This is a genomic window from Parvimonas oralis, from assembly GCF_047608425.1.
Lineage (GTDB): Bacteria > Bacillota > Clostridia > Tissierellales > Peptoniphilaceae > Parvimonas.
This window is the reverse complement of the sequence record NZ_JBLKRS010000004.1, coordinates 50,250-72,178: the sequence shown is the minus strand read 5'-3', so window position 1 is coordinate 72,178 and position 21,929 is coordinate 50,250. Positions and strand designations below refer to the sequence as shown.

The 21,929-nt window shown below is 28.8% G+C and carries 16 protein-coding genes; 13 read left to right on the top strand and 3 right to left on the bottom strand.

Annotated elements, in window-relative coordinates; all coding sequences use genetic code 11:
• Nucleotides 1–96: 96 nt before the first annotated feature.
• From ACMX2D_RS05585 to ACMX2D_RS05570, 4 genes are all read left to right on the top strand, one after another.
• Nucleotides 97–1,854: an ABC transporter ATP-binding protein gene (locus ACMX2D_RS05585; RefSeq protein WP_414973069.1), complete on the top strand. Its 1,758-nt coding sequence runs from the start codon at nucleotides 97–99 to the stop codon at nucleotides 1,852–1,854.
• A 3-nt stretch (nucleotides 1,855–1,857) separates the two neighbouring features.
• Nucleotides 1,858–3,582, top strand: coding sequence for an ABC transporter ATP-binding protein (locus ACMX2D_RS05580; RefSeq protein WP_414973068.1), 1,725 nt, complete (start codon nucleotides 1,858–1,860; stop codon nucleotides 3,580–3,582).
• A gap of 478 nt (nucleotides 3,583–4,060) precedes the next feature.
• The gene (locus tag ACMX2D_RS05575) at nucleotides 4,061–8,761 is read left to right on the top strand and encodes a S8 family serine peptidase (protein WP_414973067.1); all 4,701 of its coding nucleotides are present in this window, start codon (nucleotides 4,061–4,063) and stop codon (nucleotides 8,759–8,761) included.
• Between the two features lie 208 nt (nucleotides 8,762–8,969).
• Entirely contained in the window at nucleotides 8,970–9,407 is a 438-nt protein-coding gene (locus tag ACMX2D_RS05570) for a GNAT family N-acetyltransferase (protein ID WP_414971680.1), read from the top strand.
• Nucleotides 9,408–9,495: 88 nt separating this feature from the next.
• Here the strand turns inward: ACMX2D_RS05570 and ACMX2D_RS05565 are convergent, their stop codons facing one another.
• A complete protein-coding gene (locus tag ACMX2D_RS05565) occupies nucleotides 9,496–9,873 on the bottom strand; it encodes a hypothetical protein (protein WP_414971681.1) in 378 nt (125 codons plus the stop codon).
• A gap of 610 nt (nucleotides 9,874–10,483) precedes the next feature.
• Between ACMX2D_RS05565 and ACMX2D_RS05560 the strand changes: the two genes are divergently transcribed.
• The 7 genes from ACMX2D_RS05560 (at nucleotide 10,484) to ACMX2D_RS05530 (ending at nucleotide 16,957) form a co-directional block, all read left to right on the top strand.
• Nucleotides 10,484–11,620 carry a cysteine desulfurase family protein gene (locus tag ACMX2D_RS05560; RefSeq protein WP_414973066.1) on the top strand — a complete coding sequence of 379 codons (1,137 nt, stop codon included), beginning with the start codon at nucleotides 10,484–10,486 and terminating at the stop codon, nucleotides 11,618–11,620.
• Nucleotides 11,620–12,792, top strand: coding sequence for a tRNA uracil 4-sulfurtransferase ThiI (thiI, locus tag ACMX2D_RS05555; protein WP_414973065.1), 1,173 nt, complete (start codon nucleotides 11,620–11,622; stop codon nucleotides 12,790–12,792). Before ACMX2D_RS05560 ends, thiI begins: the two co-directional genes overlap by 1 nt.
• Before the next feature lie 105 nt (nucleotides 12,793–12,897).
• A complete protein-coding gene (locus ACMX2D_RS05550; RefSeq protein ID WP_414973064.1) occupies nucleotides 12,898–13,695 on the top strand; it encodes a DUF6612 family protein in 798 nt (265 codons plus the stop codon).
• A 117-nt stretch (nucleotides 13,696–13,812) separates the two neighbouring features.
• A complete protein-coding gene (locus ACMX2D_RS05545; protein WP_414973063.1) occupies nucleotides 13,813–14,655 on the top strand; it encodes a DUF6612 family protein in 843 nt (280 codons plus the stop codon).
• A gap of 56 nt (nucleotides 14,656–14,711) precedes the next feature.
• Nucleotides 14,712–15,485: a DUF6612 family protein gene (locus ACMX2D_RS05540; RefSeq protein ID WP_414973062.1), complete on the top strand. Its 774-nt coding sequence runs from the start codon at nucleotides 14,712–14,714 to the stop codon at nucleotides 15,483–15,485.
• Nucleotides 15,486–15,610: 125 nt separating this feature from the next.
• Complete coding sequence (locus tag ACMX2D_RS05535) at nucleotides 15,611–16,426, top strand: DUF6612 family protein (RefSeq protein WP_414973061.1); 816 nt, start codon at nucleotides 15,611–15,613, stop codon at nucleotides 16,424–16,426.
• A 27-nt stretch (nucleotides 16,427–16,453) separates the two neighbouring features.
• On the top strand, nucleotides 16,454–16,957 hold the full coding sequence (locus ACMX2D_RS05530; protein WP_414973060.1) for a hypothetical protein: 504 nt from the start codon (nucleotides 16,454–16,456) through the stop codon (nucleotides 16,955–16,957).
• Between the two features lie 67 nt (nucleotides 16,958–17,024).
• Here ACMX2D_RS05530 and ACMX2D_RS05525 read toward each other — a convergent pair whose 3' ends face one another.
• Both ACMX2D_RS05525 and ACMX2D_RS05520 read right to left on the bottom strand, forming a co-directional pair.
• Nucleotides 17,025–17,759: an ABC transporter permease gene (locus ACMX2D_RS05525; protein ID WP_414973059.1), complete on the bottom strand. Its 735-nt coding sequence runs from the start codon at nucleotides 17,757–17,759 to the stop codon at nucleotides 17,025–17,027.
• Nucleotides 17,752–18,663 carry an ATP-binding cassette domain-containing protein gene (locus ACMX2D_RS05520; protein ID WP_414973058.1) on the bottom strand — a complete coding sequence of 304 codons (912 nt, stop codon included), beginning with the start codon at nucleotides 18,661–18,663 and terminating at the stop codon, nucleotides 17,752–17,754. Before ACMX2D_RS05520 ends, ACMX2D_RS05525 begins: the two co-directional genes overlap by 8 nt.
• A gap of 307 nt (nucleotides 18,664–18,970) precedes the next feature.
• Between ACMX2D_RS05520 and ACMX2D_RS05515 the strand changes: the two genes are divergently transcribed.
• Together ACMX2D_RS05515 and ACMX2D_RS05510 are read left to right on the top strand one after the other, a co-directional pair.
• On the top strand, nucleotides 18,971–19,657 hold the full coding sequence (locus ACMX2D_RS05515; protein WP_009448090.1) for a Crp/Fnr family transcriptional regulator: 687 nt from the start codon (nucleotides 18,971–18,973) through the stop codon (nucleotides 19,655–19,657).
• A gap of 635 nt (nucleotides 19,658–20,292) precedes the next feature.
• Nucleotides 20,293–21,417, top strand: a complete 1,125-nt coding sequence (locus tag ACMX2D_RS05510; RefSeq protein WP_414973057.1) for a hypothetical protein — start codon at nucleotides 20,293–20,295, stop codon at nucleotides 21,415–21,417.
• The last annotated feature ends 512 nt before the right edge of the window (nucleotides 21,418–21,929 follow it).

The window sequence follows — 21,929 nt, the reverse complement described above, 5'->3', positions numbered from 1 at the left end:
ATGCTGTTAAAAATTTTAAAACACCAATTTTTATATTCAGTCTAAACAGGATATTTATAAAGCTTGTTTAATTTAAAGAAAAGGAGGAGTTATTCATTGAAGAATAAGAAAAAATCAATACTAAAAAGGCTAATGCCTTATGCCGGTAAGAAAAGTATTTTGCTTTATGTCGCTATGATTATGTCTGCTATTTCAGGTATTATGGTTTTGATGCCTATGGTTTTTATTCATAGGATTGTAAATAGTTTAATTTTAAATGAAATGGTAGATTTTGTCTATGTGAGGGAAAATTCGATTTATGCAGCCACATTTGCAGGGGTAGGCTTATTTATATACCTTATAGGTCTTGTTTTATCCCATATTTTTGCATTTGAGGTAGAAGATAATATTATTAAGAGTTCGGTAAAAAAACTAATGAATAAACCACTTGGATATTTTGATGATAAAGAAAGTGGGAGAATAAGAAATGTAATTGTATCCGGTGCTTCTGAAACACATTCTTTTTTAGCACATCAACTTCCTGATATGGCGATGACAGTTATATCGCCGATAGTTCTGCTTGTATTTTTCTTTATGTTTGATTGGAAATTGGGGATTGCAAGTATGGTGCCAATGATTATTGGAATGATATTAATGTCATCAATGATGACCTCTGAAACGAAGAAAATGAAAGATGAGTACTATGCAGAGCTTTCCAATTTATCTTCTCAGACTGTGGAATATGTCAGGGGAATTCCTGTGGTAAAAACATTCGCACAAAGTGTTGAAAGTTTTGATAAGTTATATTCATTAATTATCAAAATAAAAGATCTTGTGCTTAATCTTACTATGAGTTACACGAATAAAATGTCATGGTTTGAGACTATTTCTACATCGACAGCATTTTTCTTAGTGCCTGTAGCTTTATTATTAATAAAATTTAATGGAAATTTAGCTAATGTAGTTGCAGATTCTGTTATTTACTTTCTGATAGGACCGACATTTGCCATTTTTATTATGAGAACGGCGACAATTACACAATTTAGTTATTTTGCGGAGCTTGCTCTGGATAAAATTGAAAATATACTTGAATATGATAATTTTATTTATGGAGATAAAACAAGCTCTGATGCGGGAATTGAGTTTAAAAATGTAAGTTTTTCTTATGGTGAAGAAAATGTCTTGGATAATATTTCTTTTAAAGTAAAAAGAGGAGAACAAGTTGCTTTAGTTGGAATGTCGGGCAGTGGTAAAACAACTATAGCAAGGCTTGCTACCAGATTTTATGATATTAAATCAGGTGAAATTTTAATTGGCGGGATTAATATAAAAGATTTTGAAAAAGAAGCTTTGATGAAAAAAATAGCCTTTGTTTTTCAAAATTCCAAACTGTTTAAGATGAGTTTAAGGGATAATCTTCTAATTGCAAAACCCGACGCAACAGATGAAGAAATAGATAATGCTTTGATTAATTCAGGCTGTAAAGAGATAATTAAAGGTTTGAAAAATGGACTTGATACTGTTTACGGAACGAGGGGCACATATTTTTCAGGTGGTGAAGCTCAAAGACTTTCTATAGCAAGAGCTTTTCTCAAAGATGCGGATATTATTATTTTAGATGAAGCTACAGCTTTTGCAGATCCTGAAAATGAACATCTAATTCAGGAGTCTTTTAAAAAATTATCAAAAAACAAGACAATGCTAATGATTGCCCACAGATTATCTACTGTGGTAGATGTGGACAAGATACTTGTTATAGAAAAAGGTAGAATTGTAGAAGAAGGTAAGCACTCAGATTTGATAAATATGAATGGGCATTATAAAAAGCTTTGGGATGAATATCAAAAATCTGTAAATTGGAAGATAGGAGGTTAAGATATGGTTTCTTATTTTATGAAACGATATGCTATGTCTGAAAAAGGAGCGATTAATTTAAAAAAAGCAATCATCTCACATACCTTTGTTAATTTAACAAAATTATTTGCACCAATGATTGCCTTTATGTTTTTGTTTCAGTATATAGGCGTTTTGAAGGGTATTGAAAGTTATAATTTTAATCTATTTCATTATCTTATATTAATTATAGTAATGATGATATTAATGTTTTTAGTTGCAAGGTGGGATTATGTAAGACTCTATACCAATGTGTATAATGAGAGTGCAAATTCAAGGATTGATTTAGCAGAAAGATTAAAAAAACTGCCTCTTTCTTATTTTGGAAAAAGAGATTTGGCAGATCTTGCAGAAACAATGATGAATGATATGAACTTATATGAAACTATATTTTCACATGCCGTTCCTCATATATATTCAACTGCTATTTCTACAGGCATTATTGCTTTAATGCTTATTATCTATAATCCAAAATTAGCTTTTGCAGCATTGTGGGTGATTCCAATTTCACTTCTAATAATATTTTTATCAAGGAAAAGTCAGAAAAAAGTAGTGCAAAACTGGATAGATGATAATCGCAAGGTTTTTGATGATTTGCAGGAAAAGATTGAGCAGATAGAGCAAATAAAATCTTATAATTTAGAAGAACAAATGCTAAAAGATTTTTTTAAAAAATTAAATATGTCTACAAAACAAAAAACTAAGGGTGAAATTGTTGCAGGAACACTTACAGGAATAGCGACTGCAATATTAAAACTTGGTATTATAAGTGTTGCTGTTGTTGGTGTAAATATGCTTATTGCAGGGGAGATAAATATATTGGTTTATATTGTATTTTTAATGATGACAACAAGTATTTATCTACCAATAGAGGGAATAATTACTTTTATGTCCATGATAGTTATGCTTGATGCTGTGGTTGGAAGAATAAAGGAAATAAAAACTATGCCTATTCAAGAGGGCAAAAAGCAAATGGAAATTACAAATTATGATATTGAATTTAAAGATGTTCATTTTGGATATGATAATTATTCTGTAATAAATGGTATTAGTTTTATCGCAAAGCAAGGTGAAATTACAGCCTTAATCGGTTCAAGTGGAAGTGGAAAAACAACAGTTGCAAAGCTTACTGCAAGATTTTGGGATGTAGATAGAGGAAAAATTTTGATAGGTGGAAAGGATATAAGTGAGGTTGATCCGGAAACTTTACTTAAAAATTTTTCCATAGTATTTCAAGATGTTATCCTCTTTAATACAAGTATAAAAGATAATATTAAAATCGGGAAAAAAGATGCTACAGATGAGGAAATAACAAGGGCGGCTAAAATAGCAAGATGTGATGATTTTATAAATAAAATGCCGGAAGGAATAGATACTATAATAGGAGAAAATGGACAAAGACTCTCCGGTGGAGAAAGACAAAGAATATCAATAGCAAGGGCTATTTTGAAAGATGCACCGATTATACTGCTTGATGAAGCTACAGCATCTCTCGATGTCGAAAATGAAAGTCTTATTCAGGAAGCTCTTTCTGAACTTATAAAAGAAAAAACAGTTATAGTAATTGCTCATAGACTTAGAACAATAAGAAATGCAGATAAAATTGTTTTGTTAAATGCCGGTAAAATAGAAGCGGTAGGTACAGATAGCGAACTTTGTAAAAGCTCGGAATTTTATAAGGCAATGCTTGAAAAAGCAAATATTCAGTAAAAACTTATAGTAGGACATTATGGAAATGGAAAAATTAAAAATCAAGAATTTTTAAATTCAATAGCTGATTATATTGTATATTTGTAGATATTAATAAGAACCCCACCCTTCCACGATGCTTCGCATCGGGTGGGTACCCGGGAACCTTGTTGCTTCGCAATAAAAACCCCACCCTTCCACGATGCTTCACATCGGGCGGGTACCCGGGAACCTTGTTGTTTCACAATAAGGCTAATATTTTATTTTAGAAATTAGGTTCAGTAACTAAGAATGGGGAGTAAATTTTTAAAAATGCTCCCTAATTTTTTATTACTTTTTTTTAAATATTTTTAGTTTATATAAAAATCCATTAAATTTCAATGTTTTTTTGAAAATATTACTTTAAACAGTATGTACAAAAGTATATAAATATGTTATACTGTTAAAGTAATATTCTTTATATTATATTTATTTATTATATTTTTAAGGAGGTTTTTCGATGAAGAAAAGGTTTTTAACCCTACTATTAACGTTTTCATTATTATTAAGTAGCACGAGTGCTGTTTTTGCTAATGAAAAAGTTAATAAATTTCCAAAAATTACAAAAACTACAGATAAGTTTAAAGAAAATGAAAATGAAGAAAAAACTTATATTGTAGTTTTAAAAGAAGATTCCGAAGCAGATTTTGCCAGTTTAAAAACTGCAGAAGGAAAAAAAGCTAGGGAAGCTAAAAGTAAAGCTTTAATCAATGCTTTTAAAGCTGAACTTGATAAGGCTGATATAAGTTATGAAACATATTATGAATATGACTTATTATTTGCCGGAATTGCTTTAAAAACTAAGGTTAAAAATATCAAAAAAATTTCAAAAATGGCTTCTGTTGAGTCAGTTGAAGTTTCAAATGAATTTTTAAAACCTACAGTTAAAAAATCTGAAAAAGAATTTAATTCCAAGAGAAAGAAAAGAAGTTTAGATTCAAACAATCTAATGAAGGTTACAGACGAACTTAGAAAGAAATACAATGGACAAGGTAGAGTTGTTTCTGTATTAGATACAGGTGTTGATGTAAAGCACGACATCTTAAGGGTTTCTGATGTAACAAAAGGAAAATATCCAAGTAAGGCTTCTATGGATGAAAAGATGAAGGAAGCCGGAATTAGTTATGGTAGTTGGAGAACTGACAAAGTTGTTTATGCTCATAACTATAGTACAAATGGAGAAAATGTAAAAGAAGAAATGAGAGAAGAATCTCACGGAATGCACGTTTCCGGTATTTCAGTAGGTAATCCGGAAAAAGAATCTGAATTTACTCAAGAAGACGGAACAACTAAAAAAGAAAAAATAATAGGAACTGCTCCAGAAGCACAACTTATTTTTATGGGAGTTTTCCAAGGACAATCAACTTATACTCATATTTATGCAAAAGCTCTTGAAGACTCTGTAAAACTTGGAGCAGACAGTATAAACTTGAGTTTAGGTGCTCCTAACGGTTCTGTTGCATCTGTTGGAAAAGCTATGGATAAAGCTATAGCTTATGCAAGAAAGATGGGTGTTATCGTAGCTATCGCTGCCGGTAATGACGGACATTTCGGTGCATTTAGTGCTAATCCTCCTGCAACAAATCCTGACTATGGTACAGTTGGACAACCTGGGGTTGCAAAAGATGCTTTAACTGTTGCTGCTATGTATACTGATGTTGAAAGAGTTAGAACAATCAGCATCGAAGGAGTTCAAGGAGTATTAAAATCAGGAGATTATTTCCCTGGTTATGATGATAACGGAGATCCTGTTCCTGAAAAGAACTTTATACCTGACGGTCAAGATTTTGCAAAATACAATGTAGTTGAAGCAGGTCTTGGAAATGAAGATTCCGACTATGACGGCAAGGATGTTAAAGATAAAGTTGTTTTAGTAAAAAGAGGTGGAGCTACTTTTGCAGATAAGATTAAATTAGCCGGAGAAAAAGGAGCAAAAGGGGTTATAATCTACAACCATGAAGATGGTGGAGATGACCTTATAAGTATGGCATTTGGAGATCAAATAACAGACGTAAAGATTCCATCTGTATTTATAGGAAATTCTGCAGGTAAGAAAATTATTGAAAATATTAATAAAGAAGTTAAATTTACAAGACAATTAAGTGCAATCCCTTATGCTGACGGTGGACAATTAACAGATTTCTCATCTTACGGTTGGGCATCTGACGGATCTTTTAAACCGGATATAACAGCTCCGGGTGGACTTATTTATTCTTCAATAAATAATAATAAATATGCAACTATGAGTGGTACTTCAATGGCAACTCCTCATATTGCAGGTGCTGTAGCTCTTGTAAGAGAAAGTTTAAATAAAAGACATCCTGAAATTAAGGGAGATAAAGAATATGACATTATTAAAGCTCTAATGATGAGTACAGCAGATCCTGTTAAGGAAAAAGGAACTGAAAATTATGTTTCTCCTAGAAAACAAGGTGCGGGTGCTGTAAATGTTGAAAAAGCTACATCCAGCGAACTTTATGTAGTTGATAGCAACAATAATCCAAAAGTTAGATTAAATGATGTTGATAGCAAATTCGATATTAATTTAAAAGTTGTTAATATTGGAAATAAGCCAAGAACTTTAAAATACAAGACTGTTTTAGGTACTGATGCAGTTGCTGACGGAAAATTTACTTTAAAGACAAATACTTTAGAGACAATTCAAGGAAAAGAAATCACTGTTCCTGCTAATGGTTCAGTAGATGTTAAAATAACAGTTGATGCAAGTAAACATAATAAAAAATTAAGTGAAAAAATGCCTAATGGTTACTTCTTAGAAGGTTTTGTATTCTTTGAAGATGCAAAAGATAATACAAAAGAAGTTAGTATAGCATTTAGTGGATTTAAAGGAAAATGGGCTAATGTACCTCTTTGGGAAAAACCTGTTTATGAATTTGATTTAAGCAAAACACTTCCTATGTATATGCTACAAGGAAATACTTACACAGGAGATGTTACATCTCTTGTAACAGTTGAAAATAATCCTTATGCAAGAGGAAAACAATGGAAAGGAGATAAGGGAGAACAATATAATTTTGTTGGAAGTAAAGGTGAAATTCCTCTAGGTTTCAATGCAGGAAATGTTTCATTCTCAAAGGATAATTTAGCAATTTCTCCAAATGGAGATAATAACAAAGACTTTGTTGCATTCAAAGGTGTATTCTATAGAAATACACAATATATTAAAGCTAAAGTTTATGATGAAAATGGAAATCTTGTTTATGAAAATGGTTCAGGTTATGCTTATAAAAACAGCAATAACTACAGTGATGGTACTGAAAGATCCAATATTATAGATCAAACTTTCTGGAATGGAGTAAAGAATGATGGTACTGCTCTTCCAGAAGGAAAATACAAATATGTAATAACAGCAAACTCTGAAGTTCCGGGCGCTGCTGTTGAAAACGAACAAAAATTGGAATTCGACGTAAAAATCGACGTTACTGCTCCTGTAATTGCTAAACCAAAGGTTGAAGGAAAAATTTACAAACCTGAAATTACAGATAATTTAAGTGGTGTTGAAGAAACATTCTTAAAATATATTGATTCAAATGGAGATACTAAATGGATACTTCCAAAAGATGACGGTACTTTTGAAATTCCTGATGGAGTAGAACATAAGAATATTTCTATTCATACTTTTGACCATGCAGGAAATATTTCTTCACTTAATTTAGATGGATCAACTTATGTTGAACAAGAACAAAAACCACAAGATTTAGGAGCTAACATAAGACCTATATTCAAAGTAACAAACTATAAAGACTTTGAAGGAAAACATATTGAAGGTTCTGAAAACTTAAATATGTTCCCAATTGAAATCAATTGGAAACAAGATGTTTGGGTTAATGATGGAACAAACTGGAATCCAATGAGAAATTATAACTATTCTAACGGATTAGTAAATGTTGCTCCGGGAGCATATACATTCTACATTGCTCAAATTCCTGATATATATGAACCTTTGACTCCACAAATGAACAGCATAACTGCTGAAAAAGATAAAACTAAAGATCTTGTTTTGGAAACAAAACAAAAAGAAGAAAAAATTCCGGCAGGACATGGAGAAGTTAATATCAGATTACAAATAGAAGACTATGCTGAGGATTATATGGGTCCTGGTGCAACTTATGTAATCAAAGATAAAGATGGAAATGTAATTAATATAGATAAATTCAAAACTTATACTAAAGTTTATGAATCTCCAATAAAGGATGATGACGGAAAACTTACAGGAGTTAATTTCCATAGAGCTAAAATGACTGTTTTACCTGTTGGAGAGTATACTGCTGAAATTACTACAAGTGATGATTCTTTAACATTTGAAACAAAAACAATTAAATTTACAGTTGAAGAAAACAAACCGAAGAAAGTAATCTTTAAGACAAAAGAAACTATAAAAGATGTTGTAAATGTTTCTTTTGAAGGTTTGGATGAGCTTCCTGAAGGAATAAAAGTAACTCTTGAAAATGTTGATTCAAAGGAAAAAACTGAATTAACACAAAGTAAATTTAATAAAAAAGTATTCCACGGAGATATTCCAAATGGTAAATATAAAGTTACTATAGAAGTTCCTGAAGGATATAAAGTAGATAGAGAAACTTTTGAAATTACAGTTGCAAATGACAAAGTTAAAGAAGTTGTAAATATCAAAAAATTAGTAACATTAACTGATAAAGATAATAAAGTTACAGTTTCAGGTTACGGTTTACAAGAAGATTGGACTCTAAAAGCTGAAGTTAAAGATAAAAATTCAGTTGAAAAGTTAAAAGATTCTGACTCTGATATATATGACATTTACTTTGTTGATAAAGACGGTAATAAGGTTGATGTTCCTGAAGGCGAATACAATGTTTCAATAGTAAAAGCTACAGGAAAGACAGCAAAGGCGGTTCACTATGTAAATAACGAAGGAAATCTTGAAAATATTGAATTTACTCAAGATGATACTAAAGTAATGTTTAAGACAACACACTTCTCAGTTTATGCAGTTGAATATGCTAAAAATGAAGAACAGGGACAACCAGGACAACAACCTCCTAAGAAGAGAAAAGGACTTGTAAAGACAAATCTTGATTCAAATGTTTTAGGACTTGTTGCAATAGCAGTTGCTTCTTTAGGAATGGCAGTAGTTGTTGGTAAAAAGAGAAAAAATAAATAAGAAAAGATAATTTAAAAAGTGGTTACGATGTAGCCACTTTTTTTATGTAATGAGTTTTTTAGAATTTTATGATTTATTAAAGCAGGTAAATAATAGCTTTTATTGAGAAGACGGTTTTATTTTATACTTAAAATTTTATTGAAAAACTTAAAAAGAAATGTTATAATTATAAAAAACGATATAGAATATCAATAAAAAGAGGTAGCATATGGAAATAAAAAAAGTTCTAAAAGAAGATTTAGAGAAACTTATTCCGAGTTTTAAAAAAGCATTTAATGAGAGTGAGTGGAATCAAAGATGGACAGATGAAAGTGTTAGAATTTCTTTAACCAATATTTTTGATTTTCCACATTTTTATGGGCTTATTGCCATAAAAGAAGGTGTTCCGGTTGGAGCCATATTAGGACATGTACAAACTTTTAATGATGGGAAAACATATTATATTGATGAACTGTTCGTTGATCCGATTTTTCAAAAACAGGGAATAGCAAAAGCGTTATATGGTGATGCTATAAGAGAATTGAAAAAATTGGGAGTTTCCGGAGCATTTTTTACAACTTTAATAAATTCTTCGGCATATGATTTTTATAAATCTCAAGGAGCTATTCATTTGGAGGATAGCGCTGTATTTTATCATCCTTTTTAATAAATAGTATTTAAGCGATTACAAAAAGTAGTCGCTTTTTATATAGTCTTTTATAAAAAAGTGACCTTTCGGGCACTTATTAAATTATTTACTTCCGATTATTATCCCAATTTTTTCTTGAAAAATAAGGAAAGATTAAACCTATCAGTATAAAAATTACTCCTAATAGAGAAAATCCATTTGTATTTTTGATATATACAACGAAAAATATAATCCCTAAAATCAAGAGCTTTCCGGATATAATATAATTTTCATAGTATTTTTCAAAATATTTATTTCTAAATATTTTAAATTTTCCTATTTTGGTAAAAAATACTAAGTAGGAACTTATACAAATACAAGTTACAGCTATAATAGTAATATAAAATTTATTCACATTTAGTAAATTTAAAAATCCAATTATAAAACCGGAAAACAATACAACTAAAAATGATTTGTATAAATCTCCTGTACTCATTCTTTTCATTTTTTATTCCTCTAATTTTCAATTAATAAATTTATTCGTTTTTATTTTCCTTTAAGTATTTATCTAAGGTTTTTGTGAGTTTAAATAAAAATAATTCACGTTATAGCAGTTTGTAAAGAGATATATCCTAACACGTCATCTCGACCGTAGTGTAACGGAGTGGAGAGATCTCACACTATTATTTGTTTACAAATAATAGTAAGTCCTGTAAAGGACTTAGAAATAAAACAATTAGATAAAATTTGTAAATCACCTAAAGACTAATTTAGTACGAAATTTGCATATTAAATGTATCTACGATACATTTACTTTTGATTGTAAACAATCAAAAGTATGAGATTTCTCCACTTCACTTCACTACGTTCCGTTTCGGTCGAAATGACGCATAAAGGAATAATCTTTGTTCTACAGCTAGACGTTAAAAGTAAATAATCATCAAACTATTATCCTATATTTATATCATAACACAAATCTCTCAAAAAGCAATAGTTTAATTTATTAAATTCAAACAGTTTTTCTTCAATATTGTAATTTTATAAATATTTTGTTGCTTATTTCTTGAATTTATATTAAAATATTGATAGTGAAATGAGTTTTTTAAGGAGTTTTTATGATTTATTTAGATAATGCCGCGACTACGAAAGTTCGCGATGAAGTTATAGATATTATGGTAAAATATTTAAAAGAAAATTACGGAAATCCGTCATCTCTTTATGATTTCGGATATTCCGTTTCAAAAGATATAAATTCTTGTAGAGAGGTTATCGCAAAACATATAAATTGCAAAGCTGAAGAGGTGTTTTTTAATTCCTGCGCAACAGAGGGTAATAATACTGCAATTTTTGGGTCTATTTCAAGTGCAAAGGGAAAAAATATTGTTTCAACGGAGATAGAACACTCTTCCGTTTTTAATGTCTATAAATTTTTAAAAGAGAAAAAAGAGATTAGATTTTTAAAATTGGATGAATTAGGCTATATCGACATTGAGAGTGTAAAAAATCTCGTAGATGAAAATACTGAAATAGTTTCAATAGCCTATGTTCATAATGAGCTTGGCATTATTCAAGATGTTGAAAGCATTGGAAAAGCTATTAAGGAAAAGAATAAGAAATGTATTTTTCATGTTGACTCTGCACAGGCTTTCGGAAAAGTAAATATTGATGTAAAAAAATCAAAGATTGATATTTTAACTTTGAGTGGACATAAAATTCACGCTCAAAAGGGAATTGGTGCAATATATGTAAATAAAAATATAAATTTAAGACCTTTTGTTTTGGGTGGAGGTCAGGAAAAAGACTTTAGATCAGGAACGGAAAATGTGGCGGGAATAATGGGTTTAAAAGTCGCTACTGAATTTATGTATGAAAATCTTGAGAATAGAAAAAAACATTTGGAAAATTTAAGAGATATTCTGATTTCAGGTATTTCAAAAATTGAAAATCACAAATTTTTAACTACTAAAGACGGAGTTCCAAATATTGTAACAGTCGCTTTTGAAAATATCAGAAGTGAGGTGCTTTTACATTTCTTGGAGAGTGAAAAGATTTATATTTCAACCGGTTCAGCTTGTAGTAAGGGTAAAAAGAGCAGAACTTTTGACGGGATAGGTCTTGACAACAAATATAATGACGGAGTTGTAAGGATTTCTCTTTCCGAGTTTAATACAGAAGAAGAAATTAAAATTTTTATTGAAAATTTAGAAAAGTATGTAAATGAAATTAGAATGATTATGAAAAGAGGAAGATAATGGATTATTTAATCAGTGTTAGCTTTGGAGAGTTGACTTTAAAAGGAGATAATAGAAAAGATTTTGAAAATAGAATAATAAGAAAGATAAAAAAGGCGATAGCAGATTTTGAAGTTGAAGAATTTTACAAGGAGCAGGGAAAAGTCTATATAAAGGCAGATAGAGAGCTTTTTGACGAAATGATTGAACAAATAAAAAAGGTTTTTGGAATTTTTTATATCTGTGAAGTTTTAAGAACTGAAAAAAAGCTTGAAAATATAAGAGAGGCGACAAGAGTTTTAGTGAGTGATTTAGGAATAAATGAAGAAAAGACTTTTAAAGTTTTTGTAAATAGAGTTGATAAGAAATTTACTCCAAAATCTCCTGAACTTTCAAGAGAGCTTGGAGGAGTTGTACTTAGAAATTTTGGAAATCTTTTAAAGGTTGATGTTCATAATCCACAAATGCCAATTTTCGTAGATGTTAAAGAATATGTTTATGTCTATGTAAAGAGATATAAGGGCTTTGGTGGGCTTCCAATAGGCTCAAGTGGAAGAGGACTTTTGCTTCTTTCAGGTGGAATCGACAGCCCCGTTGCTGGTTTTGTTATGGGTAAAAGAGGTATGGAAATTGGAGCAATACATTTTCATTCCTATCCTTTTACAAGTGAAAGAGGAGAGGAAAAAGTTAAAGACCTTGCAAAAATACTTTCAAATTATGTTGGAAAATTTACAATGACAAGCATAAATCTTTTACCTATTCAAAAGGAAATTGCTAGTAAATGCCCTGAAAAAGAAATTACTATTCTAGGCAGAATTTTTATGATGAAAATTGCTGAAAAACTTGCTATTAAACAAAATTATCATGCATTAATTACAGGAGAAAGTCTTGGACAGGTTGCAAGTCAAACTATTCAAGGAATTACAGTTGTGGATAAATCTACTGAAATTTCAATTTTAAGACCTTTAATTGCAATGGATAAAACTGAAATCATTGACATTGCAAGAATGATTGACACTTATGAAACTAGTATCTTACCTTTTGAGGATTGTTGTACCGTGTTTTTACCAAAACATCCGGTAACAAAACCGAAGATTGAAGATATAAATAACAGTTTATCTCTTTTAGATGTGGATAGACTTATTGATGAAGCATTGGCTAATAAAAAAGTGTATGAAATAAATGAACAATAATACAAAGAGATTTTTCAGCTTTTAAAGTTTAAATTTGTTGTTACAGCTTTACTTTTTATTATAAAAGTATTAAAATATAGTTAGATATTTATTTGGAGGGTTTTTATGAAAAGAATTAAAAGATTTTTAATGGCTCTTGCTCTTTTTTCACTTTCTATTACATCAGTAGGCTGTTCATCAAATGGTGGTGGAAAACTAAGTAATGAAGAAATAGTTAAGAAAATTGATGAAGCTTCAAAATCAGTAAAGAGCTCAAAAGCAAATGTTGAAAGTAAAGTAAGTTTTAATCTTGGTGGAAAAGATTATGTTACATCTGTAACAATGGAAGCAGAGGCAATTTCAGAACCGTTGACAGTAAAAATTACCGGAAAAACAGAAACTCTTGGACAAAGTTTTGATATGAATATGTACATTACTGAAGAAAATATGTATATTCAAAATATGTTAACTAAAGAGTGGATGCATGTTAAAGATGAAAATCTTAAAAAAACATTGGAAGGACGTAAAAATTCAGCTAATTTCAATGATTCATTAGCACTTTTAAATGCAATGCAAAAAAATATAAAAGTAGAAGAAAAGGGTTCAAATTACGAAGCTACTTATTCAGGAATTGACGATTCAGCTAAAGAAGCCTTGAAGAAAATGATGGTTTCAAGTCAACCGGATGCAGCAAAAGCACTTAAGAATATGGAAATAGAAAAGCTGGATATCAAATATGTTATAGATAAAAAGACATTTTATCCAACAGAATGTGAAATTAAAACAGGAATGAAAGTTTCAGAAGCCGGTCAAACTATATCATTTGATATGGAAATGAAAATCAAGTATTCTGATATAAATCAAGTTAAGGAAATAGTAATTCCTGATGAAGTTAAAAATGCAAAAGACTATAAAGCTAATTAAAGAAATTTTAATGCAGATAAATGAAAGTTTATCTGCATTTTTTTTGAATATTTTAAGTCTTTACTTTTTTAAAAAAATATATTAATATATACTTACACATTGATTTAGGGGGTTATTATGAAAAAAATAAAAAAAATATTAATGGCTCTTGCTATTTGCTCAGTTTCTTTTATAGCAGTAGGCTGTTCATCAAAAAGTGATAATAACAATAATAACAATAATAATACAAATAATAATCAAAAAAAAGAAAATACAATATCAGCTGAAGAACTTTCAAATAAAATTTTAGAAGCTTCAAAAGCAGTAAAAAGCACAAAAGTTAAAGTTCAAAGCAAAGTAAAAAGTGATATTTTTGGAAAAGGAGCAACTTGTAATTCAGAAATTGAATCAACAATTTCATTAGAACCACTTGTAGTTAAATTAGAAGGAAAGACTACTATAGTTGGTCAACGAACTAGTGGATACAATATGTATTTTAATGAAGAAGATATGTATTTTCAATCATCATTTGATAAAAAATGGTATAAAATTAAAAATGGAAATTTCAAAAATGTTTTCGGAAAACAAAAAGATGTTGGAAATTTAGCGACTATTCCTGAATTAATTAAAGCTGTAGAAAAAAATATTTCAATAGTTGAAGAGGGTTCAAACTATGTAGTTACTTATTCCGGAAAGGGCGAAACAGCTAAACAAGTACTTGAAAAAGCATCACTTTCAATTCAACCTACTTTGGCAAAGTCATTTGAAAATATGACTCTTGAAAATTATGAAGTAAAATATATAATTGATAAAACTACATTTTATCCGGTAGATTGTGAGATAAAGATAAAAGCTACTGTTAAACAAGAGCAAGGTTCTGTGTCATTTGATTCAGAAACGAAATTAACTTATTCTGATATAAATAAAGTTGAACCGATAAAAATACCGGATGAAGTTAAAAATGCTCCGGAAATGAAATAAAAAGGCAATTAAAAATATATTACTATATAGTTACACATTGACTAAGGAGGTTAATTATGAAAAAATTACAAAGAATATTAATGGCTCTTGCTCTTTGTTCTCTTTCTATTGGAGCAGTAGGCTGTTCATCAAATAGTAAGATGAGTAATGAAGAAATTGTCAAGAAGATTGACGAATCTTCGAAATCGGTAAAGAGTTCGAAGTCAAAAGTGGAAAGTAAATTAAGTGTTAATCTTTCAGGTAAAAGCATAGTTACAACTGTTACAATGGACGCAGAAGCTACTGAAAATCCATTTGTCGTAAAAATAGATGGAAAAGTAGAAACAGGCGGGAAAAGCAGAGATATTAATATGTATATGCTGGGAGAAAAGATATATATAAAAAATATTTACAATCAGTGGGTACCTGCTAAAGATGCAAATTTAAGAAAAGCATTTGAAGACAGAAAAAATACTGCTAATTTTAATAATATGATAGAACTTCTAAAATCTGTTGAAAAGAATTTGAAGGTAGAAGAAAAGGGTTCAAATTATGAAATTACTTATTCAGGAACGGATGCTTCAGCTAAAGAATCCTTGAAAAAAGCTATAATTTCAACTCAACAAAACTCAGAAAAAATTCTTAAAAATATGGAAATTGAAAAACTTGAAATAAAATACCTAATTGATAAAAAGACATTTTATCCAACAGACTGTGAAATAAAGTCAACAGTTAAGGTTTCGCAAGGAACCAAAGAAATATCCTTTGATATGGATATAAAAGCAAATTATTTCGACATCAATCAAGTTAAAGAAATAGCAATTCCTGATGAAGTAAAAAATGCAAAATAATTGAAGAAAATAGAGAAAAATAATTTAATGCAGACTAAATGTCTGCATTTTTGCTTCAAAACTTATATTTACATTTTATTAAAGATATATTAAAATGTAATTAGCATTTTTTTTGGAGGTGTGATATGAAGATAATACAAAAAATTCTAGTATTTTTAACTATTTTTTCGTTTTTTATTATAGCAGTAGGTTGTTCGTTTAATAGAGATAATACTGTAAATGAAGATTTAATTAATAAAATTAGTAATGCCACAAAATCAATAAAAAGTACAAATGCAAAAATAGAAACTAAACTAAATTTCACAAATCCGGATCAAAATGTAAAGGCAATTATAACTTTAAACAGCTCCATAACTACAAATCCTTCCATTGTAAAAATTAGTCGTAATGAAGAAAGAAATGGACAAAAGGTAGATAATATATTTTATATTACAGACGATACGGTTTATATAGAAGATGTAAAAACTAACACTTGGAAGAAGGTTATAAACGAAAAGTTTAGACAATCGTATAACCGTAGAATAAGCCTTACAAACTTTGAAAGTGTAACAGAATTTTTAAACTCCATTAAAAATAAAATGAAAGTGTCTGAACAGGACTTGTTTTATGAAGTTAATTATTCAGGAAGTGAACTTTCTGTTAAAGAAGTCTTGGCAAAAATTACAACCTTGATTCAACCGGATATAGATAGATTAATAAAACAGCTATTGCCTGAAAAAATTGAAGTAAAATATATAATTGATAAAAAGACATTTTTACCGATAGAATGTGAAATAAAAGCCAAATTTGCATATTTTAAAGATGGAAAAAGAGTTGAGGCAATATCTTTGGATGAAGAAATTATAATAAAATATTCTGAAATCAATGAAGTTGAAGAAATAATAATACCTGATGAGGCTAAAGACGGAAAATTTATAGAAGATGAACTATCTTATAATTAACGATTGGACATTTAAGGAGTGAAAATTATGGAAATAGCAGAGGGCATTATAAAAGCTATAGTTTTAGTTATTTTAGTAGTTATTTTGATGTTTTTGGCAAAAGAATCTACAGTTGAAAATAAATTTACAATGAAAAAATATATAAAATGGATTTTTCTTATAGAAATCATCTTAATTGTTTATGTAACATTAATGCGATTATATTTTGAATACAGTTTTCTTTCATATACATTTGTTATTGGAATAATCATATCAGTAACTATGGCATATCGACTTATGGTTTATATTAGAGAGATGGCTTGGCTATGGTTTTTTAAAAAATATGGAGATTATAGTAAAGGAAAAAATCTATTATACTACTTTAAATATCATCTTTACAGTCTCTTTTTTGGAGAAAAAGGAGATCATTACCTTATTTTTGGATTTGTTGAGATAATACTTATACTATTTCCAATGGTAATATTGTCTAATTTACTAGCTTTTCTAATATCAAATTTAATTTTAGGAAACGGCTGGAGTATTGTTATATAAATAGGAAAATTAAGCAAACAACAAAAAATGCAGATAAATATTATCTGCATTTTTTAATAATTAATTACTATTTTATATCTTGTTGTTTGAAGATATAGATGCTTAAAAGTGAGCAAACTACAATCCATACAAACATTGAAATTATAAAAGTTGTCGTTGATTTTGATGATGCTCCTGATGATGTAATAGTTGATACAAAAGTAGGGGAAAATTTTCCTAGATTTTTTATTTTAAAAATTATTTGAGCTAAGTTAATGAATAATTCTCCAAATAAAGTAAAAACTATTGAAATTGCAATAGCAGCTCCTGAACTCTTTACTAAAAAGCTAATTAAAGTAGCGATTGAGGCAAAGGCACAAAGCGCAATAATTGCAATTCCTGTTAATTTCATTAGTTCTACAAAATCTTTTGATTTTATTGAAGTTTTAGAGAATAATATTAATACTATTAATCCTGCAATTACTGAACAAATCATAAAAAGAATAGCCAAAACGAAATTCCAAATCAATTTTGAAATTACTATTTCTTCTCTTTTAATTCCTTTAGATGCAATATTTTTAATAGTTCCTGTTTTAAAGTCATTTCCAACAAATATACAAGGAATTATTAAAAATACTAAAGTTACAGGATTTGTAATAGATCTATATTGTGCAAATGGAAGATTTGACATTCCTAAACTTGATGCGAAATTTATCATTACAAATAAACCGATAGTATTCATAGCTATTGCAACTAATATACAAATCCACCAAAATTTAGTTTTTTGTAATTTATATTTATCATAATTTAAAACTCTATTCATGTTTACCTCCTATAAGTTCCATAAAATAATCTTCCAAATCAATATTCTTAAATCCATAAGAAGCAGGGATTACACCCCTTGCAGTTATTTGTTTTAGAATTTCATCGGAATTTTCTTCGCCGGAGATAGTAAATTTAGATTTTTCTCTATCTAATGAATAATTTATATTACTTTCTTTGAAAAACTCTTCTATGTTTTCAATATCAGCTTCTTTAACTTTTATTTCAAAGCCTGCTTCGGTTTTCTCATCAAGCTCTTTAGCGGTAAATTCTTTGATAAGTTTTCCGTTATCTATAACTCCATATCTTGTTGCCAATTTATGAAGTTCTCCTAAAATATGACTTGAAATTAAAACCGTAATATTTTTTTCTTTATTCAAGCTTAAAATCAAATTTCTAATATCTCTGATTCCTTCCGGATCAAGTCCGTTAGTAGGTTCATCGAGAACTAAAAATTCAGGGTTTCCAACTAGTGCAATAGCAATTGAAAGTCTTTGCTTCATACCGAGTGAAAAATCTTTAGTTTTCTTTTTCATTGATGAATCAAGCCCAACAGTTTTAAGTAAATCATCAATTTCTGTATTACTAAGCTTTATTCCTACAACTTTTGATTGAGCAATTATATTATCTTTAGCAGTCATCTTTGGAAATATTGCAGGATTTTCGATAATACAACCTATTTTATCTCTTCCTTCAAGCAGATTAGTTGAACCGAAAAGTTCTACTTCACCACTATTTTTCTCACAAAGACCCAGTAAAATTCTAATTAAAGTTGTCTTACCTGCACCATTTCTTCCGATAAATCCGTAAATATCTCCGCGTTTAATATTCATATCAACATTATCTACTGCATAATTTTGTCCGAACATTTTAGTAAGACTCTTTACTTGTAAAATATTTTCCATAAAAAAACCTCCTTATAAAGCTTTTTTTAATTATTTTAGCATAAAGAGGTTTTAATATCAATATTATTCGTCAAAAGCTGTGTTTGTTACAGTAGCTTTGTTATTTTCAAGAAGTTTTGAGCTCATTCCCACAAACCAAGCTAATAGTATAGGAATTTCTTAACTAAGACTCAAACTGTAAAGGGAATATTTATAATCAAGTTTATGAAAAGTGGTAAATTTACTGTATTAAAAATATGAATATTTGTTGATTTTATTTATAATAAATGTTAGAATAAAAATTACAAAATGGTTTAAGGAGGTTTAAATGAAAAAGAAAGATATTAATTTAGAAGATTTAAAAATTTTTTCTGATTTGTCTATAGAAAATATTGATACTTTCAGAGATGAATTAAATATAATGAAATATAAAAAGAATACATTTTTATTTAAACCCGGAGATAAAGCAGATACAATGTATATAATAGCCAGCGGTAAAATAAAAGTTTACACGATAAGCAGTTCCGGAATTGAACAAATGCTCTATATCTATCAAAAAGATGACTTTATCGGTGGGCTTAATCTTATAAAAAAGACTGGTTATATTTACTATGGTCAAGCCATTGAAGATACAATGGTAATCTCTCTTTCTAAAGACTGTTTTGATAAAATTATAAATAAATATCCGAAAGTTACTATAAAGATTTTAGAAGAATCATTTTTAAGAATAAGACATGCAGAAGATTTGGTAACAAGACTTATAGAGAACAGTGCAGATGTAAAAGTTGCATCACTTCTTTTGAGTCTGGCTCGAAATTTTGGAGTGAAAAAAATTGACGGAATTTTACTTGAATTAAATATAAGCCGTGAAAATATGGGCTCATTTGCAGGACTTACAAGAGAAACCGTAACTCGAAAACTTGCAGAACTAAATGCAAAGGGAGTTATAGAGTTAATCGAAACGAAAAAAATACTAATAAAAGATGTAGACTACTTAAAGAATATAATAGGATAGAGATAATGAAAATTATCTCTTTTTTATTGCTAAAAATTCACAACATAATATTGGATAAAAAGAAATAATTCACAGCACAATACTTTGCAAAGAAATTTCCCTAACAACAGTTCGACTGAAACGGAACATAGTGAAGTGAAGCGAATCTAGCCCTAACTTTAAACAAAAGTAGGTCTGACGGAGCAATTGTATCTTTAGATAAAATTGTACTGGAGATCTCATACTATTATTTGTTTACAAATAATAGTGAGTCCTGCAAAGGACCAAAAAATAGTTAAATAAAATTACTATGTAAATCTAAAGCTACCTTATTATGAAAAAATCCATAATATATATCTACGATATATTTACTTTTGATTATATGCCCCACAAGATACTTATATAAATCTTAATTTACAAAATTTATTATCTTAAAATATATACAACAAATAAAAAACATTTTTTGCTTAAAAATATGACGATATTTCGGTTTTAATATTTTAAAACAAACATAAAATAAAACACAAAACAATATTGTTAAAATAATTGACAAAATAATATATTTATGCTATATTTAGCATAAGCTGGTTAGTTTACAAATTAATTGTAAACTTAAAGGGATAATTTTTAACCGTTAGGTAGAAAGCGAGGAGCTTATGACAAAGAAAAGAAAAATTATCTCCATTTTAGTGGTAGTTTTAGTGGTTTTTGCTGGAGTATTTTTGTTTTGGAGATATAAAACGTCTAATCAAAGTTTAAATACGCCAAAAATAACAGAAGAACAGAGAAGTAAACTTCTATTTGGAATTGTCAAAACTACAAATTTTACAAAAAAAACAACAATACTAGGTTATGATAAAGATTTGAATTTGATTACAGATATAGATTTTCCTTTTACAAATGTAGGTCATTTTGCAAATCCTACTACTTTTAATAAAGATTCTTATTTTGGACAGGTTATTGGTCATGAGTATAAGCATAATGGAAAAGAAATTTTAGAAGTAAATTTAAAAGATTTTTCATATAAAACTTATGAGGTAGAACCTTTTGGACTATTTACTATTGCTGAAAATAAGACAAATGTTTTTGGAACGACAAATTCAAATGGAATATCTTATATTACTGTAACAAATAAGGATAATGGAAAGAAAAAAACAATAGAACTAAAAGCTGAGTATATCTCTTTAAGTTTTGCAAATGACGAACATTTATTTGTAATTTCTGCTAAAGACGATCTTACTAAAGAAAGTAAAATAGGAGAGACACTTTTGTATGTATATAATAATGACTTGGAACTTGTAAAAAGCATTGAACTAGAACAATATAAATTTGATAGACTAAGCAAAATAGGAAATAAATATTATTTTGCAAATGACGAGAATGATGATAATAAATATATGATGTATATTTTTGATGAGAATACATTAGAAATTGAAAAAGTCGATTTGCAGACAAAGAATGTTGTTGATGTTGAAATTTCAGGAGATTATTATATTCTAGGGAGTGCGAAGTTTTTACCACCTTGTAGTGGAGGAATTACTTTTAAAAACATAAAGACGGGAGAAGAAATATTTCACAAATTAGATTCGGGAGCAACTAGAATGTTCAAAGTTGATAATTATCTATATGTATTTCATATATTTGAAGATAATAAAGAGGTTTTAGCAAAGTATGAAATAAATGGAACGGAAATAAAGAAAGTAAAAGAAGTACCTTTAAAAAAAGACGATGTTCCTAATGACAATCAATTTGTAACAGGTATGTTCTTATTCGAAAAGTAAATAATTAGATATTAAGAAAAGCAGACAAATGAGTCTGCTTTTCTTTTGCTTTTTTCAAGCAATAGTTTATCTACTATACATTTATATTTGCTTGTAAACAAGCAAATATATGAGATCTCCACAGTCGATTGTACCAAATCAAAGATTTGGACAATCTTTGCGTCAGACCTACTATTGCTTGTAAACAAGCAAAGTTAGGGCTAGATTCGCTTCGTTTCGCTTTGCTCCACTCCGGTCGAGATGACGTATAATGGAATTATCTTCGTTTAATAGCTAGACGTTAAAAGTAGATAGGCATCAAATTATCTTTATAAATATAATAAAAAAAAATAAAAAATTTATATAATTTTATTTAAACATAATATGAAACAAAATAGTTCACGTCATAATACTTTGCAAAGAAAAGCCCCCAACACGTCATCTTGAGCGTAGTCGAAAGATCTCAACTATTGCTTGCTATCAAGCAATAGTATTTCTGAAAGAAATAAAAATTAAAATATCTATATGTATCT

Excerpts from the sequence above, each read along its gene's own strand:
- ACMX2D_RS05560 (WP_414973066.1), top strand. The coding sequence starts at position 10,484 with ATGATTTATTTAGATAATGCCGCGACTACGAAAGTTCGCGATGAAGTT.
- ACMX2D_RS05530 (WP_414973060.1), top strand. The coding sequence starts at position 16,454 with ATGGAAATAGCAGAGGGCATTATAAAAGCTATAGTTTTAGTTATTTTA.
- ACMX2D_RS05525 (WP_414973059.1), bottom strand. The coding sequence starts at position 17,759 with ATGAATAGAGTTTTAAATTATGATAAATATAAATTACAAAAAACTAAA.
- ACMX2D_RS05550 (WP_414973064.1), top strand. The coding sequence starts at position 12,898 with ATGAAAAGAATTAAAAGATTTTTAATGGCTCTTGCTCTTTTTTCACTT.
- ACMX2D_RS05510 (WP_414973057.1), top strand. The coding sequence starts at position 20,293 with ATGACAAAGAAAAGAAAAATTATCTCCATTTTAGTGGTAGTTTTAGTG.
- ACMX2D_RS05545 (WP_414973063.1), top strand. The coding sequence starts at position 13,813 with ATGAAAAAAATAAAAAAAATATTAATGGCTCTTGCTATTTGCTCAGTT.
- ACMX2D_RS05565 (WP_414971681.1), bottom strand. The coding sequence starts at position 9,873 with ATGAAAAGAATGAGTACAGGAGATTTATACAAATCATTTTTAGTTGTA.
- ACMX2D_RS05520 (WP_414973058.1), bottom strand. The coding sequence starts at position 18,663 with ATGGAAAATATTTTACAAGTAAAGAGTCTTACTAAAATGTTCGGACAA.
- thiI (WP_414973065.1), top strand. The coding sequence starts at position 11,620 with ATGGATTATTTAATCAGTGTTAGCTTTGGAGAGTTGACTTTAAAAGGA.
- ACMX2D_RS05575 (WP_414973067.1), top strand. The coding sequence starts at position 4,061 with ATGAAGAAAAGGTTTTTAACCCTACTATTAACGTTTTCATTATTATTA.
- ACMX2D_RS05580 (WP_414973068.1), top strand. The coding sequence starts at position 1,858 with ATGGTTTCTTATTTTATGAAACGATATGCTATGTCTGAAAAAGGAGCG.
- ACMX2D_RS05535 (WP_414973061.1), top strand. The coding sequence starts at position 15,611 with ATGAAGATAATACAAAAAATTCTAGTATTTTTAACTATTTTTTCGTTT.
- ACMX2D_RS05540 (WP_414973062.1), top strand. The coding sequence starts at position 14,712 with ATGAAAAAATTACAAAGAATATTAATGGCTCTTGCTCTTTGTTCTCTT.
- ACMX2D_RS05515 (WP_009448090.1), top strand. The coding sequence starts at position 18,971 with ATGAAAAAGAAAGATATTAATTTAGAAGATTTAAAAATTTTTTCTGAT.
- ACMX2D_RS05570 (WP_414971680.1), top strand. The coding sequence starts at position 8,970 with ATGGAAATAAAAAAAGTTCTAAAAGAAGATTTAGAGAAACTTATTCCG.